Here is a 16,516-nt window from a genome sequence, read left to right on the forward strand (position 1 = left end):
CCCTCTCCCCCAAGCGGGGCTTGGCGGAGAGGGCTCAAGCGGGCGTGCTGGCGCAGGCTCACGCCGCTTGTGCAAGCGCAGGTAAGACACGCGGCGCCACGCCACGCACCGCCTCGGCAATCGCCTTGATGTGCGCGGGCGTGGTGCCGCAGCAGCCGCCGACAAGGTTGAGCAGGCCGTCGCGGGCGAAGCCGGCGATCACGCCGGCCATGTGCTCGGGCGTCTCGTCGTATTCGCCGAAGGCGTTCGGCAGGCCGGCGTTGGGGTGGGTGCTGACGCGGCTGTCGGCGATGTCGGCGAGTACCTGGATGTGCGGGCGCAGGTCGTCCGCGCCCAGCGCGCAGTTGAAGCCAACCGACAGCGGCCGTGCATGGCGCACCGAGTAATAGAACGCCTCGGCGGTCTGCCCGGAGAGCGTGCGGCCGGAGCGGTCGGTGATGGTGCCGGAGATCATCACCGGCAGCCGCGCGCCGCGCTCCACGAACAGCGTGTCGAGCGCGTACAGCGCGGCCTTCGCGTTCAAGGTGTCGAAGATCGTCTCGACCATCAGGATGTCGGCGCCGCCGTCGATCAGCCCGCTGGCGGATTCGGTGTAGTTCCGCGCCAGCTCCTCGAAGCTGACGTTGCGGAAGCCGGGGTCGTTGACGTCGGGCGACAGCGAGGCGGTGCGGCTGGTGGGGCCGAGCACGCCGATCACGAAGCGCGGCTTGTGCGGCGTCTGCGCGGTGAACTTGTCGCAGGCGGCGCGGGCCAGCTTGGCGCCTGCCAGGTTCAGCTCGTGCGCGAGGTGCTCCAGCTTGTAGTCGGCCTGGCTGATGCGGGTGGAGTTGAAGGTGTTGGTTTCCACCAGGTCCGCGCCGGCTTCCAGGTAGGCCTCGTGCACGCCGCGGATGATGTCCGGCTGGGTCAGCGTGAGCAGGTCGTTGTTGCCCTTGAGGTCGCAGCCGCCGGGGTGGTCGTGGGCATGTCCGTCGTGGTGGTGCGCGTGCGCACCGTCGCGGCCGTGCTCGAAGCGCGCGCCGCGAAAGCCGGCTTCGTCCAGCCGGTGGCCTTGCAGCATGGTGCCCATGCCGCCGTCGAGAATCAGGATGCGTTCGGCGAGCGCCGCTTCGAGCAGGGCGACGCGATCCGGGTGCAGCCAGGGCAGGGTGCTCATTGGGTATCTCTCATTTCTTCTGCGCGAGCAGGCTGATGACTTCGAAATGCGGCGCCTTGCGCTCGCGGCTGAGCCGGTTGCAACTGACCACCTGCAGGTCGGCGGCGCCGGCGTAATCCCGCAATTCCAACTCGGTGAAGCCGAGGTTGCGGTGATCAAACGGTTCCACCGCGGCGCGGTGGTCGTGCTTGCCCAGGGTCACCGCGAGCAGGCGCCCGCCGGGACGCAGCAGGCGCGCGGCCGCGGCCACGGCCTGCGCGGGGCGTTCGGCGTAGGTGAGCGCGTGCAGCATCAATACCAGGTCGAAGCGGCGTTCGCCGAGATCCAGCGCGTGCATGTCGCCCTGGCGCACTTCGACGTTGCGGAAAGGCTGCAGGCGCTTCGCCGCGGCCTCGGCCACGCGCTCGCTGGAATCCACGCAGACGATGGAGTGTGCGTGCGGCGCCAACAGCTCGGCGGTGATGCCGTCGCCGGAGGCGATGTCCAGCACGTCGCCGGTGCCGAGCAGTTGCAGCAGCGCGCGCGCCAGGGTTTCCCAGGTGCGGCCGGGCGAGTAGTGGCGCTCCATGTCGCCGGCCACGGTGTCGGCCCAGCCCTCGGCGCGGGCGCGGTTGGCCAGCACGGCAGGCAGGCGCTCGGCGTCCTCGCGCAGCAGGGCGTCGTCGATGTTCTCGCGCAACGCGGCGATCAGCGCATGCTGGTGTTCGTCGCCCTCGCCGTTGGCGCGGTAGTAGGCCGACACGCCGGCGCGGCGGTCGCGCACCAGGCCAGCCTCCTTCAGCTTGGCCAAGTGGGTGGACACGCGCGGCTGCGCCAGATGCAGTACCGCGGCCAACTCGGCGACGGTGAGTTCCTCGCCTTCGAGCAGGGCGAGCAGGCGCACGCGGGTGGGGTCGGCCAGCAGGCGCAGCACGCTGGAGGCGGTCGCCAGATCCATCGTTATCCGTATATCGCGATAAAGAGATGTAAAGGCTAGGCCGCAGGCTGCCGCACGTCAAGCGCCGTTGCGGTACGGCGCCCTGCTTTCTCTCCCTCCTCCCTCCTCCCCACTCACTTCTGCTTTTTGCTGCGTTCGCACAAGGCTGGCCGGCTGGCGCAGCTAAAATGGCCGGCTTTCCATCCCAGTTTCGCTACCGGAGTCCCCCATGGATTTCAGCTTTACCGAAGACCAGTTGGCCATCCAGGCCATTGCCCGCGACTTCGCCCAGAAGCGCATCGTGCCGGTGGCGGCGGAGCTGGATGCCAAGGGCGAGTTCCCGCTGGACAACATCCGCGAGATGGGCCAGCTCGGCCTGATGGGCATCGAGGTGCCGCACGAGTACGGCGGCGCGGGCCTGGACCCGGTGGGCTACGTGCTGGCGATGATCGAGATCGCTGCCGCCGACGCGGCCACGTCCACCGTGATGAGCGTGAACAATTCGCTGTTCTGCAACGGCATCCTCAAGCACGGCAGCGAGGCGCAGAAGCAGAAGTACGTGCGCGCGATCGCGCAGGGCGAGGCCATCGGCGCCTACGCGCTCACCGAGCCGCAGTCCGGCTCCGACGCCTCGGCGATGCATACCCGCGCCCAGAAGAACGACGACGGCGATTGGGTCATCAACGGCAAGAAGAGCTGGATCACCTCCGGCCCGGTGTGCCGTTACATCGTGCTGTTCGCGATCACCACACCGGGCATCGGCGCCAAGGGCGTGTCGGCCTTCATCATCGATACGCAGAAGCCGGGCTTCCACGCTGGCAAGACCGAGCCCAAGCTCGGCATCCGCGCCTCGGCCACCTGCGAGATCGAGTTCACCGACTACGTCTGCTCGAAGGACGACCTGCTGGGCCAGGAGGGCAAGGGTTTCTCGATCGCGATGGGCGTGCTCGACGCCGGCCGTATCGGCATCGCTTCGCAAGCGGTGGGCATCGCCCGTGCGGCGTATGAGGCGACGCTGCAATGGTCGCGCGACCGCAAGGCCTTCGGCCAACCGCTGGGCAGCTTCCAGATGACCCAGGCGAAGATAGCCGACATGAAGTGCAAGCTCGACGCGGCCACCTTGCTCACGCTGCGCGCGGCCTGGACCAAGGGTCAGGCGGAAAAGAACGGTGGCCGCTTCGGCACCGAGGCCTCCGTCGCCAAGCTGGTCGCCTCCGAGGCGGCGATGTGGATCGCCCACCAGGCCGTGCAGATCCACGGCGGCATGGGCTACTCGAAGGAGATGCCGCTGGAGCGTTACTTCCGCGACGCCAAGATCACCGAGATCTACGAAGGCACCAGCGAGATCCAGCGCATCGTGATCGCGCGCAACGAGACGGGCTTGCGCTGAGAACGAGCAGTGAGTGGGGAGAAGTGAGGAGTGAGAGAGGGCTCGCACCTTTCCTCTTGTTCGCCAGCGTGAAATGAGCGCAACAGGCCTCGGTGCGAATCGGGGTCTTTTGCTTCCACGAATTCCGCAGGAGCGGGTTCAGCCGCGACCGGCAACGATTGATCGCAGCTGAAGCTGCTCCTGCGGGTTTGCCGCAAGCATGCGGATACGCAAAGGCCCCGGCTTGCGCCGGGGCCTTTTGCATTGCATTGCTTATGTGGTGAAGAAGCGGGGTGCGAGCTTTATCTCACTTCTCACCACTCACTCCTGCCTTCAGTGTCCGTGCTGCGGGTCGGAGTCGAACGACTGCATGTCCGTGCCTGAGGCCGGACGCGGCTTGCCGTCGCCGTCCAGCTTGTCGCCCAGCAGGCGTCGCACCACCACGTAGAACACCGGGATCAGCAGCACGCCGAGGAAGGTGGCGAACAGCATGCCGCCGATCACGCCGGTGCCGATCGCATGGCGCGAGTTGGCGCCGGCGCCGGTGGAAATGAACAGCGGGAACACGCCCAGGATGAAGGCCAGCGAGGTCATCAGGATCGGGCGCAGTCGCAGGCGGGCCGCGTCGACGGTGGCCTCGCGCAGCGTTCGGCCGGCCTTCTGCTCGGCCACCGCGAACTCCACGATCAGGATCGCGTTCTTCGCGGCCAGGCCGATCACCGTGACCAGGCCGATCTTGAAGAAGATGTCGTCGGGCAGGCCGCGCAGCATGGTGAACACCACCACGCCGAGCAGGCCCAGCGGCACCACCAGCAGCACCGACACCGGGATCGACCAACTCTCGTACAGCGCCGCCAGCGCCAGGAACACGATGAAGATGGACAGCACCATCAGCAGGGTGGCGGCATTGCCGGAGAGGATTTCCTGATAGGACTGGCCGGTCCAGTCGTAGCCGTAACCCTTGGGCAGATCGTTGTTGACGATCTTCTGCATCTCGTTCATCGCCTCGCCCGAGGCACGCCCCGGCGCGGGCGAGCCCACGATCTCCACGGCGGAATAGCCGTTGTAGCGGGTCAGCGCGGGCGAGCCCATCTCCCACTTCGCGTGCACCACGTTGGAAATCGGGATCATCGCCGGCGTGCCGTCGGCGTTGGTCTGCGTGGTGCTCGGCGTGTAGAAGTGCTTCAGCGCGTCCGGGCCCATGCGATAGGGCGCATCGGCCTGCATGATCACGCGCTTCACGCGGCCCCCGTAGGTGAAGTCGTTCACGTACACCGGCGCCAGCATCAGGCTGATCGCGTTGTAGACGTCGCTGACCGACAGGCCCATCGACTGCGCCTGCACGCGATCCACGTCCAGCTGCAGTTGCGGCGAGTCTTCCAGCGCGTTGGGCCGCACGCCGGTGAGCACCGGATCCTGGCTGGCCTTGCCGAGCAGCGTGTTGCGCGCCTGGGTGAGCGCGTCGCGGCCGAGGCCGGCACGGTCCTGCAGGTACATGTCGAAGCCGCCGAACTGGCCCAGGCCCTGCACGGTGGGGATATTCGCCACGAAGATGCGGGCGTCATGGATCTGGTACAGCTCCATGTTCGCGCGCTGGATGAATTGCGCGGCGGTGACGTCGCGCTTGGCCCAGTCCTTCAGCTTGATGAAGGCCATGCCGGCGCTTTCGCTGGAACCGATGAAGCTGAAGCCGGTCACCTGCAGCACGCCTTCCACCGCCGGATCCTTGTTCAGGATCGTGCGCATCTGCGCCATCACCTCGCCCGTGCGCTCCTTGGTGGCGCCGGGCGGCAGCTGGACCACGGACAGCGCGTAGCCCTGGTCTTCCTCGGGCAGGAAGCTGCCGGGCAGGCGGGTGTACAGGAAGCCGGCCAGGATCGCCACCAGCACGAACACGAACATCCAGCGCGGCGCATGCTTCACCGCGCTGCCGACGTGGCCGGTGTAGGTGTGCGTGGTCCACTCGAAGAACTCGTTGAACTTGCGGAAGACGATGTTCTTCTTCTTGTGGTGCTCGGGCTGCAGGAAGCTGGCGCACAGCGCCGGCGTGAACGACAGCGCGAGGAAGGCCGAGAAGCCCATCGACACCGCGATGGTCAGCGCGAACTGCTTGTAGATGATGCCCGAGGCGCCCGGCTGCAGCGCCGACGGCACGAACACCGCCGCCAGCACCACGGTGATCGCCACCACCGCGCCGGTGATCTGGCCCATCGCCTTGCGCGTGGCGTCCTTCGGCGAGAGGTTCTCCTCGGTCATGATGCGTTCGACGTTCTCGATCACCACGATCGCGTCGTCCACCACGATGCCGATCGCCAGCACCATGCCGAACAGGGTCAGCTGGTTGATCGTGAAGCCCAGCACCAGCATGCCGAGGAAGGTGCCCAAGAGGGCCACCGGGATCACCAGGGTGGGAATGATGGTGGCGCGGATATTCTGCAGGAACAGCAGCATCACCAGGAACACCAGGATGATCGCCTCGACCAGGGTGTGCACCACCTCGTCGATGGAGATGCGCACGAAGCTGGTGCTGTCGTAGGGGCTGAACCAGGAGACGCCAGGCGGGAAGCTGGGTGCCAGTTCGTCCATCTTTGCGCGCACCGCGGTGGCCACGTCCAGCGCATTGGCGCCGGGCAGCAGCTGGATCGCGAACGCGCCGATCGGCTTGCCGTCCCAGGTGGTGTCGAAGCCGTAGCTGCCGGGACCGAAGCTGATCCTCGCCACGTCGCCCAGCTTGACCGTGGTGCCGTCCGGGTTCGCGCGCAGGATGATCGCGGCGAACTGGTCGGGCGTGGTGAAGCGGCCTTCGGTGGACACCGTGGCGGTGAGGCCCTGGCCGGGCACGGCCGGGTCGGCGCCGAGCGAGCCGGCGGCGAATTGCACGTTCTGCGCGGAAATCGCGGCGAACACCTGCGAAGCCGACAGGTTGTAGCCCTGCAGCTTGTCCGGGTTCAGCCAGATGCGCATGGCGTATTCGGAGCCGAACTGCTGGGTGCTGCCCACGCCGGGCACGCGCGAGATCTGATCCAGCACCTGCGAGCCGACGATGTCGTTGAGGCGGTTGCGGTCGATGTTCGGGTTGTCCGACTTCAGCGCCACCACCATCAGGAAGCCGGCGTTGGCCTTGGCCACCACGACGCCCTGCTGGGTCACCTCGCTGGGCAGGCGCGGGGTGGCCAGCGCCACCTTGTTCTGCACCTGCACCTGGGCGATGTCCGGGTCGGTGCCGGTCTCGAAGGTCAGCGTGATGCTGGCGCGGCCGCTGGCGCTGGAGGAGGAGCTGAAGTACAGCAGGTGGTCGATGCCGGTGAGCTGCTGCTCGATCACCTGGGTGACGGTCTTCTCGGTGGTGTCGGCGCTGGCGCCGGGGTAGGTGGCGTTCACCGTGACCGACGGCGGGGCGATGTTCGGATACGACTCCACGCCCAGGTTGAGGATCGCCAGGACGCCGCCCAGCGAGATCAGGATGGCCACCACCCAGGCGAAGATCGGGCGATCGATGAAGAAACTCGGCATGATCGCGCTCCGTTACTTGCCGGCTGCCGGCGTGGAACTGCCAGCTGCCGGTTGCGGCTGCCACGGCGAGGCTTTGGCCGGCGCGTCTTCGCGCACGTTCTGCACGCCGGACACCACCACTTGGTCGCCCGCGGCGAGGCCGCTGGTGATCACCCAGTTGCCGCCGCTCATGCTGGCGGCGGCGACGTCGTGACGCTTGGTCTTGCCGTCGGCACCGACCACGAACACGTAGGCGCCCACGGTGTCACGCAGCACGGCCTGCTGCGGGATCAGGAACACCTTGTGCTGCTCGCCCAGCTTTGCCTGCAGCGTCACATACATGCCGGGCAGCAGGCTGTGCTTCGGGTTGGGGATCTTCGCGCGCAGGTTCATCGCGCCGGTGGACGGATCGACCGTGGCGGAGGTGAAGTCCAGCGTGCCGGGTTCGGCGTAAGCGCTGCCGTCGGGCAGGGTCACTCGCACGCTGGCCTGGTCGGGCTGGGCGAGGGTGACGCCGCCACTGATCTGCGCCTGCCGCAGCTGCTCCATGTCGGCCACGCTCATGGTGAAGTTCACGTACAGCGGATCGATCTGGTCCACCGTGGTGAGCAAGGTGGCGCTGCCGCTGCCCACCAGCGCGCCCTCGGTGACCTGCTGCTGGCCGGCGCGGCCGTCGATCGGCGAGGTCACGTTGGCGTAGCCGAGGTTGATGCGGGCGCTCTGCACGTTGGCTCGGGCCGCCTGCACCGCGGCGGCGGCGGTGCGCTCGCTGGCCAGGGCGTTGTCGAGGTCGGACTTCGAGATGTAGCCCTTCGGCGCCAGCTCACGCGAGCGCTGCGCGTTGACCTTGGCGTTGGTGTACGTCGCCTGCGCCTGGGCCAGCGAGGCGTCGGCCGCGGCCAGCGCGGCCTTGAGCGGAGCGGGATCGATCTGGAACAGCGGCTGGCCCTTCTTCACGTCACTGCCTTCGACGTAGTCGCGCTTCAGCAGCACGCCGGCCACGCGGGCGCGCACGTCGGCGCTGCGGAAGGCCGACAGGCGGCCGACCAGGTCCTTGGTCAGCGGCTCGTTCTGCGGCTGCGCGGTGATCACGCCCACCTGCGGTGGCGGCATCTGCGGCGGCCCTTGCTCCTTCTTGCCGCAGGCGGTCAGGGCCAGCAGGCCAAGGCACAACGCGGGTGCGCGCAGGGACGGGGATTTCATGGGGACTCCGAAGCGTGCTGATCGTGATTTGGGGGTATCGCGATGGGTGCGCATCCAGCCTGCGCCAGGCGCAGAGCATGACGGCACCACCGCCTGCATGTCGTGTGTCAAAGGTTGAGCACAGCCCGTGCTCCGTACAGGCGGACGCGGGCTTGAGGAGCGCTACTATACCGTACAGTTCACAATTTATTGAAGGGCTTGCGCGATTTTCTTGTGTGTGCACAAGCCGACCCGGCGTGCAGATCCGGGCTGCCTCTGCGCGAACCAGAACGGAGCATGTCAGTGCGCATGTCGTGACGACGCATCCGTTCGTTGCCGCCGCGCGCGACGGCGTGTCCGTCGCGCGTGCTTGCGTCGTGGTGCTGGCGACGCGCGTGCACGCTACGCGCGGGTACGGAACAAACGACGTTTCATGACGCCGTGCACAACGGCGGCACGGTGGATTCACCCTGACGCGGAGCGTATCCTTTTGGGGCTTTATCGCGTCAATTCGTTCCCACTACCAGTAGATGCCATGAATGCCATTCGTGCAGCCCATGAAGTTCCGCTTCAGTCCGCCGTGTTCGAGGCTCTGAAGCAAGCCGGATACCCCACCCAGCGCCTTGATGAGGCGCAATTTTTTATCGGCGCCTTCTTCGCGCGGGTAACGGAGGGCGACCGCGGTCTGCACACACCGGCGCAATGGGCTGCCTTGGCCGGCGGCCTGCTGGACTTCATGCAGCAGCGCATGCCCGGTCGCGCGGCGGTGCGCGTGCTCAATCCCGAGGCGGGTCATGCCGGCCACGGCTGGCTGCAGATCGTCACCGACGACATGCCGTTCCTGGTCGACACGGTGAGCATGGTGATCTCGGCGCGGTTGCAGATCCATGCGGTGATCCATCCGGTGCTGATGGTGCGACGCGATGCGGCCGGCAAGCTGCTCGGCCTCGGCGGCGACACGGGCACGGCCGAGTCGGTGATGCACTTCGAGATCGACCGCGTGGCCGACGCGGCCGAGCAGGCGCAGCTGGTCGCGCAGGTGGAGGCCGCGCTGGAGGACGTGCGCGTGGCCGTCGGCGACTGGGCGGCGATGCGCGACAAGGCGCTGGCGATCGCCGGCGAACTGCCGCAGCGCAAGCCGGCGCTGGACGAGGCTTCGGCGCGCGAAGCCGGCGAATTCCTGCGCTGGATCGCCGCCGACAACTTCACCTTCTTCGGGTACCGCGAATACGAGGTGACCGATGCCGACGGCGACCGCGTGTTGCGTGCGATCGACAGCTCGGGCCTGGGCATCCTGCGCAAGAGCGAGCAATCGCTGGCGCCGCGTTCGCTGAAGACGCTGGCGGCCAGCGAGCTGCCGCATTCCGGCGCGGTCGACGCGATCATCCTGACCAAGACCAATGCGCGCTCGCGCATGCACCGCCCCGGCTACATGGACTACATCGGCGTGCTCAAGTTCGATGCCGGCGGCCGTGCCGTGTCGGAGCAGCGCTTCCTCGGCCTGTTCACCTCCAGCGCCTACATGGCGCGCCCGCAGGACGTGCCGCTGGTGCGGCACAAGGTGGAAGCGGTGCTGGCGCGCTCGAGCCTGAAGCGCGACTCGTATTCCGGCAAGTCGCTGCGCCATATCCTGGAAACGCTCCCGCGCGAGGAGCTGCTGCAGAGCAGCGAGGACGAGCTGTTCGCGATCGCCACCGGCATCCTGGAGTTGCGCCAGCGCGCGCACACGCGCCTGTTCATGCGTCGCGACCGCTACGGCCGCTTCTTCACCTGCCAGGTGTTCGTGCCGCGCGACCGCTTCAACACCTCGGTGCGAGAGCGCATCGAGGCGCTGCTGGGGGAAGCGCTGCACGCCCAGCAGGTCGATTCCTCGGTGCTGATGGGCGAGGACGCGCTGGCGCGCCTGTACATCGTGGTGCGGCCGAAGATCGGCGACCAGCCCGGATACGAACTCGCCGCGCTGGAGCAGGGTGTGGCGGCCATCGCGCGCAACTGGCACGACGACGTGCGCGACGCGCTGGTGAGGCTGCGCGGCGAACATGAAGGCGTGACGCTGGCCAACCGCTACGCGCGCGTGCTGCCGCCAGGCTACATCGACGACGTGAGCCCGGCGGTGGCCGCCGAGGACGTGCACCAGCTGTCGCTGCTGCGGGGCGACAACGCGCTGCGCATGTCCTTCTACCACCCGCCGAAGGCACCGGAGACGCTGCGCTTCAAGGTCTATCGATCCGGCGGCGACATCGCGCTGTCCGAGGTGTTGCCGCAGCTGGAGAACCTCGGCCTGCGCGTGCTCACCGAGCACGTCTACGAGATTCCCGGCGACAGCGTGCCGCTGTCGATCCAGGACTTCGAGGTGCAGCCGGTGGGCAAGCTCACCTTCGGCGTGGAGCAGGTCGGCTCGCTGTTCGAGCACGCGTTCGAACAGATCTGGCGCGGCAACGCCGAGAACGACGGCTTCAACCGGCTGGTGCTGGGCGCCAAGCTGAGCTGGCGCCAGGTGGCGATGCTGCGTGGCTACTGCAAGTACCTGCTGCAGGCCGGAAGCACGTTCTCGCAGCCGTACATGGAGGACACGCTGAACCGCTATCCGGCCATCGCCGGCCTGCTCGTGGAGCTGTTCCTCGCCAAGTTCGATCCACGCCGCGAGACGCTGTCGGCCGACGAGCGCAAGAGCGCCGCCGCGCTGCTGCACGGCGAGATGTCGGCGCTGATCCCCGCACACGTGCAGGCCGCGAATCCGGCGCTGGTCGACGGCCTCGCCGCCGCGCTGGCGCAACCGCGCGCCGAGCAGATCAAGACGATCGAGGGCGCGATCAACGTGTTGCTGGAGAACGTCGCCAGCCTCGACGAGGACCGCATCCTGCGCAGCTTCATCACGGTGATCCACGCCACCCTTCGCACCAGCTTCTTCCAGCAGTGGAACGGTGCGTACCGCGACTACATCAGCTACAAGCTCGATTCGCACGCGGTGCCCGAGTTGCCCAAGCCGGTGCCGTACCGCGAGATCTGGGTGTGCGCGCCGCGCGTGGAAGGCATCCACCTGCGCTTCGGCGCGGTGGCGCGCGGCGGCCTGCGCTGGTCCGACCGCCGCGAGGACTTCCGCACCGAGGTGCTGGGCCTGGTGAAGGCGCAGATGGTGAAGAACACCGTGATCGTGCCGGTGGGCTCGAAGGGCGGTTTCTTCGTGAAGAAGCCGCCAGTGGGTGGCGACCGCGACGCGCAGCAGGCCGAGGGCATCGCCTGCTACAAGCTGTTCATCAACGGCCTGCTCGACATCACCGACAACCTGGTCGAGGGCAAGGTGGTGAACCCGCACGACGTGGTGCGCCACGACGCCGACGACCCGTACCTGGTGGTCGCTGCCGACAAGGGCACCGCCACCTTCTCCGACATCGCCAACGGCATCTCGATCGAGCACGGCTACTGGCTGGGCGACGCGTTCGCCTCCGGCGGCTCGAACGGCTACGACCACAAGGGCATGGGCATCACCGCGAAGGGCGCGTGGGAATCGGTGAAGCGCCATTTCCGCGCACTGGGCCGCGACAGCCAGTCGCAGGACTTCACCTGCGTGGGCATCGGCGACATGTCCGGCGACGTGTTCGGCAACGGCATGCTGCTGTCGAAGCACATCCGGCTGGTCGCCGCGTTCGACCACCGCCACGTGTTCATCGACCCGAACCCGGATGCGGCGCGTTCCTTCGTCGAGCGCGAGCGCATGTTCAAGGTGCCGCGTTCGAGCTGGGACGACTACGACAAGTCGCTGATCTCCGCCGGTGGTGGCATCTGGCCGCGCAGCGCGAAGTCCATCCCGGTGTCGCCGGAGGCGCGCGCGGCGCTGGGCCTCAAGCCCGACGTCACCCAGATGGCGCCGAACGAACTGCTCAATGCCATCCTCAAGGCGCCGGTGGACCTGCTGTGGAACGGCGGCATCGGCACCTACGTCAAGGCCAGCAGCGAGACCCATGCCGACGCCCGCGACCGCGCCAACAACGGCCTGCGCGTGGACGGCGGCGAGCTGCGCTGCAAGATCGTGGGCGAGGGCGGCAACCTCGGCATGACCCAGAAGGGGCGCATCGAGGCGGCGCAGAAGGGTGTGCTGCTGAATACCGACTTCATCGACAACTCCGCCGGCGTGGATACCTCCGACCACGAGGTGAACATCAAGATCCTGCTCAACGACGCGGTGCATCGCGGCGAGCTGAGCGAGGCCGACCGCAACACGCAGCTGGCCGCGATGACCGACGAGGTGGGCCAGCTGGTGCTGTGGGACAACTATCGCCAGAACCAGGCGATCACCCTGATGGAGCACCAGTCGGTGAAGCGCATCGGCTCGATGGCGCACTTCATCCGCACGCTGGAGTCCGAGGGCCAGCTCGACCGCCAGGTGGAGAACCTGCCCAGCGAGGCCGAGCTCGCCGAGCGCAAGACGCGCGGCCAAGGCATGACGCGCCCGGAACTGTCGGTGCTGCTGTCCTACGACAAGATGCGTCTGTTCCAGCAGCTGCTCGATTCCGACGTGCCAGAAGACCCGTATCTGTCCAAGGAACTGGTGCGCTACTTCCCCGCGCCGCTGCACGAGAAGTACGCCGCGCACATGCAGCGCCATCGCCTGAAGCGCGAGATCATCGCCACCGCGGTGACCAACTCCACGATCAACCGCATGGGCGCCACCTTCATGATGCGCATGCAGGAGGACACCGGCAAAGGCCCGGCGGCGATCGCCAAGGCCTACACCGCCGCGCGCGAGATCCTGGAGGCGCGCGAACTGTGGGCCGAGATCGAGGCGCTGGACAGTAAGGTGGCCGAGGGCACCCAGGTCGACGCGGTGATGCAGGTGTGGTCGCTGCTGCGCCACATGACCCGCTGGCTGCTCAACCGCCCCGGCGGCACGCTGGAGATCGCCGCCAACGTCGAGCGCTACCAGGCCGGCGTCAGCGCCCTCCGCAAGGCGCTGCCGGAGGTGCTCACCGCCACCGGCAAGGGCGACTTCGCCAGCAGCCAGGAGAAGTGGGAAGGCCTGGGCCTGCCTGCCGAGCTGGCGGTGCGGCTGGCGCGCGTCTCGGAACTGCGCGCGGCGCTGGACATGGTCGAAGTGGCGCAGCAGAGCGGCCAGCCGATCGAGAAGGTCGCCGGCGTGTTCTACGAACTGGGTGAGGCGCTGGACCTGGAATGGCTGCGCGGCCAGATCGAGGCGCTGCCGGTGGAAGGCCACTGGCATGCGCAGGCGCGCGGATCGCTGCTGGACGAGCTCAACCACCAGCATCGCGCGCTGGCCCAGCAGGTGCTGACGCTGGCCGGCGGCAGCAAGGACGTCTCGCCGGTGAAGGCGTGGCTGCAGCGCGACGATGCCACGCTGCAGCACACCCGCGGCATGCTGGCCGAGATCCTCACCCAGAACGCCGACTACCCGATCGCCTCGGTTGCGGTGCGCCGCCTTGCGCAGTTGGCGCAAGTTCCGGTGTAAGGCTCTTCACCCTCTCTTCCCATTTGGGAAGAGAGGTGGAGTGAGGGCGATCTCGCGACAATCTTCTTGCAACGAACAAAGCCCCGGTTCGCCGGGGCCTTGTTTTTACGACATGCCCGCGCGCTTCATGCAGTAAGCTCCCGGCATTGTCTTCGGAGCCCGTTCGCCCATGCGCCTCGCCTTCGTCGCCAGTGACACCAGCGTCGCCCAGCAGGCGCGGCGCAAGCTCGTGGAGCGTTACGGCGACGCATCGGTCGACAAGGCCGAGCTGATCGTGGCGCTGGGCGGCGACGGCTTCATGCTGCGCACCTTGCATGCGCATCTCGCGCTGGGCGTGCCGGTGTACGGCATGAAACTCGGTCGCGTCGGTTTCCTGATGAACAAGCATCGCGTGGACGAACTGCCCGAGCGGGTGGCGCGCGCACACGCCGCCGAACTGTTTCCGCTGGAAATGCTGACCACCGATGCCGCAGGCGACACGCATCGCGCGCTGGCCTTCAACGAAGTCTCGCTGCTGCGCCAGAGCAACCAGGCCGCGCACGTCGAGGTCAAGCTCAACGAGACGGTGAAGCTGCCGAACCTGATCTGCGACGGCGTGATGGTCGCCACCCCGGCCGGTTCCACCGCTTACAACCTCTCCGCCCACGGCCCGATCCTGCCGCTGGACGCGAACGTGCTCGCGCTCACCCCGATCAGCCCGTTCCGCCCGCGCCGCTGGCGTGGCGCGATCCTGCCGCACCGCACCCAGGTCAGCCTGCGCGTGCTCGACCCCGGCAAGCGCCCGGTCAGTGCCACCGCGGACTTCCACGAAGTGCGCGACGTGCGCGAGGTCGCCATTCGCCAGGCCGAAGGGCAGGGCGTGCGCCTGCTGTTCGATCCCGAGCACAACCTCGAGCAACGCATCCTCGACGAGCAGTTTGCTGCCGACTGATCGCCAGGGTAAGGGGCTCTGGCATACGGGTCCGCTCCTGCAGCAAAGCCGGTCTCACGCTGTGCGCATCGCTTGCGCTAGATTGCCCCCATGTCCGCACCCACAGCCCACGACCCCACCGCCACGACCGACAACCGCCTCGTCGTGGCGATCTCCTCGCGCGCGCTGTTCGATCTCGGCAACAGCCACGCGCTGTTCGAGCGCGAGGGGCTGGATGCCTACCGCAACTTCCAGATCGCCCACGAGGACGAGATCCTCAAACCCGGCGTGGCCTTCCCGCTGGTGCAGAAGCTGCTCGACCTCAACAAGCTGGCGGGCGACGTGCCGCCGGTGGAAGTGATCCTGCTCTCGCGCAACTCGGGCGACACCGGCCTGCGCATCTTCAACGCGATCCAGCACTACGGGCTGGAGATCAGCCGCGCCGCCTTCACCAGCGGTGCGCCCACCTCCGATTACATCGCGCCGTTCAAGGCCGATCTGTTCCTCTCCGCCAACGCCGAGGATGTGGGTCGCGCGCTCAAGGCCGGCGTGGCCGCGGCGACGATCCTGCCCAGCACCGCGCCGCCGCGCATGAGCGAGCAGCTGCGCATCGCCTTCGACGGCGACGCGGTGATCTTCGGCGACGAAGGTGAGCGCGTCAGCCGCGAGGAAGGCCTGGAAGCGTTCCATCGCAGCGAGACCGAGCATGCCGCCGAACCGCTGTCGGTCGGCCCGTTCCGCGGCTTCCTCACCGCGCTGCATCGCCTGCAGGCCGCGTTCCCGGCCGAGAACTCGCCAATCCGCACCGCCCTGGTCACCGCGCGTTCCGCGCCTGCGCACAAACGCGTGATCCTCACCTTGCGCAAGTGGGGCGTGCGCATCGACGAGGCGCTGTTCCTCGGCGGCCGCGACAAGGGCCCCTTTCTCGACGCGTTCGGCGCCGACATCTTCTTCGACGACTCACCGGCGAACGTGGAATCCGCACGCAAGCATGTGGCGACCGGGCACGTGCCGCATGGGGTTTCAAACCGCTGAAACAAACCCCTCGTTGCAGGAGCGCACCCTGTGCGCGATTGTCTTTCGCTTCGACCGTAGCGCCGAGGCCATCGCGCACAGGGTGCGCTCCTACCGGTGATCTGTCGGATCACGGTACCGGATGCCCCTTGCTCGCCGTCCAGATCGCGTACCAATCCTCGGCGTCCAGCGAAACGTCCAGTGCGGCCACGGCCTCGCGCAGCCCGGCGATACGACCGGTGCCGGTGATCGGGTGCGGGCGCGAGGGGTGGCGCAGCACCCAGGCGTAGGCCAAGGTGGCGAGGCTGACGCCCAGGCGTTCGGCGATGCTCTGCATCTCGGCACGCACGCGCACGGCTTGTTCGTCTTCGCCGGTGAACAGGCGGCCGCCGGCCAGTGGAGACCAGATCATCGGCCGCGCGCCGAGTTGCTGGGCCTGATCCAGCGTGCCGTCGTCCAGCGCGCCCAGTTGCAACGGCGACAGTTCGAGCTGGTTGGTGGCCAGCGGGTGGTGCTGGTCCAGTAGGGCGAACTGGCTGGCCGAATGGTTGGACACGCCCCAATGCGCCACCTTGCCTTCGCGACTGAGCGTGGCGAAGCTGTCGGCCAGCGCGGCGGCGTCCATCAGGTAGTCGGGGCGATGGATCAGCACCAGATCCAGTTGCTCGGTATTCAATTTGCGCAGCGACTGTTCCACCTGCGCCCGCACGTAGGCCGCCGAGGTGTCGTAGTAATTCACCCGGTAGGGCCGGCTGGCCGAGCGCAGGCGGATACCGCATTTGGTGATGAGCTGCATGCGTCGTCGCAAGGCGGGCGCCGCCTGCAGCGCTTCGCCGAACAGCGCTTCGGCCTGGTAGTCGCCGTAGATGTCCGCGTGGTCGAAGCTGGTGATGCCCAGCTCCAGCGCCTGCTCGATCCAGCGCAGGCGCCCGGCCACGTCGAGCTTCCAGTCGCGGATGCGCCAGAGGCCGGCGACGATGGGGGACAGGGTGAGGTCGGGACGAGGTGTGGGC

9 protein-coding genes are annotated in these 16,516 nt (G+C 67.7%); 4 read left to right on the forward strand and 5 right to left on the reverse strand.

What is annotated here, in order from left to right; all coding sequences use genetic code 11:
• Positions 1-58: 58 nt before the first annotated feature.
• Both B0E52_RS07485 and B0E52_RS07490 read right to left on the reverse strand, forming a co-directional pair.
• The gene (locus tag B0E52_RS07485) at positions 59-1,156 is read right to left on the reverse strand and encodes a homocysteine S-methyltransferase family protein (RefSeq protein ID WP_077483163.1); all 1,098 of its coding nucleotides are present in this window, start codon (positions 1,154-1,156) and stop codon (positions 59-61) included.
• Between the two features lie 10 nt (positions 1,157-1,166).
• Positions 1,167-2,093, reverse strand: coding sequence for a metalloregulator ArsR/SmtB family transcription factor (locus B0E52_RS07490; protein WP_077483165.1), 927 nt, complete (start codon positions 2,091-2,093; stop codon positions 1,167-1,169).
• A 208-nt stretch (positions 2,094-2,301) separates the two neighbouring features.
• On the opposite strand from B0E52_RS07490, the gene B0E52_RS07495 reads away from it, so the two are divergent.
• Entirely contained in the window at positions 2,302-3,462 is a 1,161-nt protein-coding gene (locus B0E52_RS07495) for an acyl-CoA dehydrogenase family protein (protein WP_077483167.1), read from the forward strand.
• Positions 3,463-3,774: 312 nt separating this feature from the next.
• Here B0E52_RS07495 and B0E52_RS07500 read toward each other — a convergent pair whose 3' ends face one another.
• Together B0E52_RS07500 and B0E52_RS07505 are read right to left on the reverse strand one after the other, a co-directional pair.
• Complete coding sequence (locus tag B0E52_RS07500; protein ID WP_077483168.1) at positions 3,775-6,954, reverse strand: multidrug efflux RND transporter permease subunit; 3,180 nt, start codon at positions 6,952-6,954, stop codon at positions 3,775-3,777.
• A gap of 12 nt (positions 6,955-6,966) precedes the next feature.
• Positions 6,967-8,136, reverse strand: coding sequence for an efflux RND transporter periplasmic adaptor subunit (locus B0E52_RS07505; protein ID WP_077483170.1), 1,170 nt, complete (start codon positions 8,134-8,136; stop codon positions 6,967-6,969).
• Between the two features lie 514 nt (positions 8,137-8,650).
• Here B0E52_RS07505 and B0E52_RS07510 point away from each other — a divergent pair.
• From B0E52_RS07510 to B0E52_RS07520, 3 genes are all read left to right on the forward strand, one after another.
• The gene (locus B0E52_RS07510) at positions 8,651-13,579 is read left to right on the forward strand and encodes an NAD-glutamate dehydrogenase domain-containing protein (protein WP_077483172.1); all 4,929 of its coding nucleotides are present in this window, start codon (positions 8,651-8,653) and stop codon (positions 13,577-13,579) included.
• 169 nt (positions 13,580-13,748) lie between these two features.
• Positions 13,749-14,510, forward strand: a complete 762-nt coding sequence (locus tag B0E52_RS07515; protein WP_077483174.1) for an NAD kinase — start codon at positions 13,749-13,751, stop codon at positions 14,508-14,510.
• A 90-nt stretch (positions 14,511-14,600) separates the two neighbouring features.
• Positions 14,601-15,524 carry a 5'-nucleotidase gene (locus B0E52_RS07520; RefSeq protein ID WP_077483176.1) on the forward strand — a complete coding sequence of 308 codons (924 nt, stop codon included), beginning with the start codon at positions 14,601-14,603 and terminating at the stop codon, positions 15,522-15,524.
• A 109-nt stretch (positions 15,525-15,633) separates the two neighbouring features.
• Here the strand turns inward: B0E52_RS07520 and B0E52_RS07525 are convergent, their stop codons facing one another.
• Positions 15,634-16,491: an aldo/keto reductase gene (locus tag B0E52_RS07525; protein WP_077483178.1), complete on the reverse strand. Its 858-nt coding sequence runs from the start codon at positions 16,489-16,491 to the stop codon at positions 15,634-15,636.
• Positions 16,492-16,516 lie beyond the last annotated feature (25 nt).

It is taken from the genome of Rhodanobacter sp. C06, assembly GCF_002001105.1.
GTDB lineage: Bacteria > Pseudomonadota > Gammaproteobacteria > Xanthomonadales > Rhodanobacteraceae > Rhodanobacter_A.

Coding starts and splice junctions, on each gene's coding strand:
- B0E52_RS07515 (WP_077483174.1), top strand. CDS start 13,749: ATGCGCCTCGCCTTCGTCGCCAGTGACACCAGCGTCGCCCAGCAGGCG.
- B0E52_RS07500 (WP_077483168.1), bottom strand. CDS start 6,954: ATGCCGAGTTTCTTCATCGATCGCCCGATCTTCGCCTGGGTGGTGGCC.
- B0E52_RS07510 (WP_077483172.1), top strand. CDS start 8,651: ATGAATGCCATTCGTGCAGCCCATGAAGTTCCGCTTCAGTCCGCCGTG.
- B0E52_RS07505 (WP_077483170.1), bottom strand. CDS start 8,136: ATGAAATCCCCGTCCCTGCGCGCACCCGCGTTGTGCCTTGGCCTGCTG.
- B0E52_RS07490 (WP_077483165.1), bottom strand. CDS start 2,093: ATGGATCTGGCGACCGCCTCCAGCGTGCTGCGCCTGCTGGCCGACCCC.
- B0E52_RS07520 (WP_077483176.1), top strand. CDS start 14,601: ATGTCCGCACCCACAGCCCACGACCCCACCGCCACGACCGACAACCGC.
- B0E52_RS07495 (WP_077483167.1), top strand. CDS start 2,302: ATGGATTTCAGCTTTACCGAAGACCAGTTGGCCATCCAGGCCATTGCC.
- B0E52_RS07485 (WP_077483163.1), bottom strand. CDS start 1,156: ATGAGCACCCTGCCCTGGCTGCACCCGGATCGCGTCGCCCTGCTCGAA.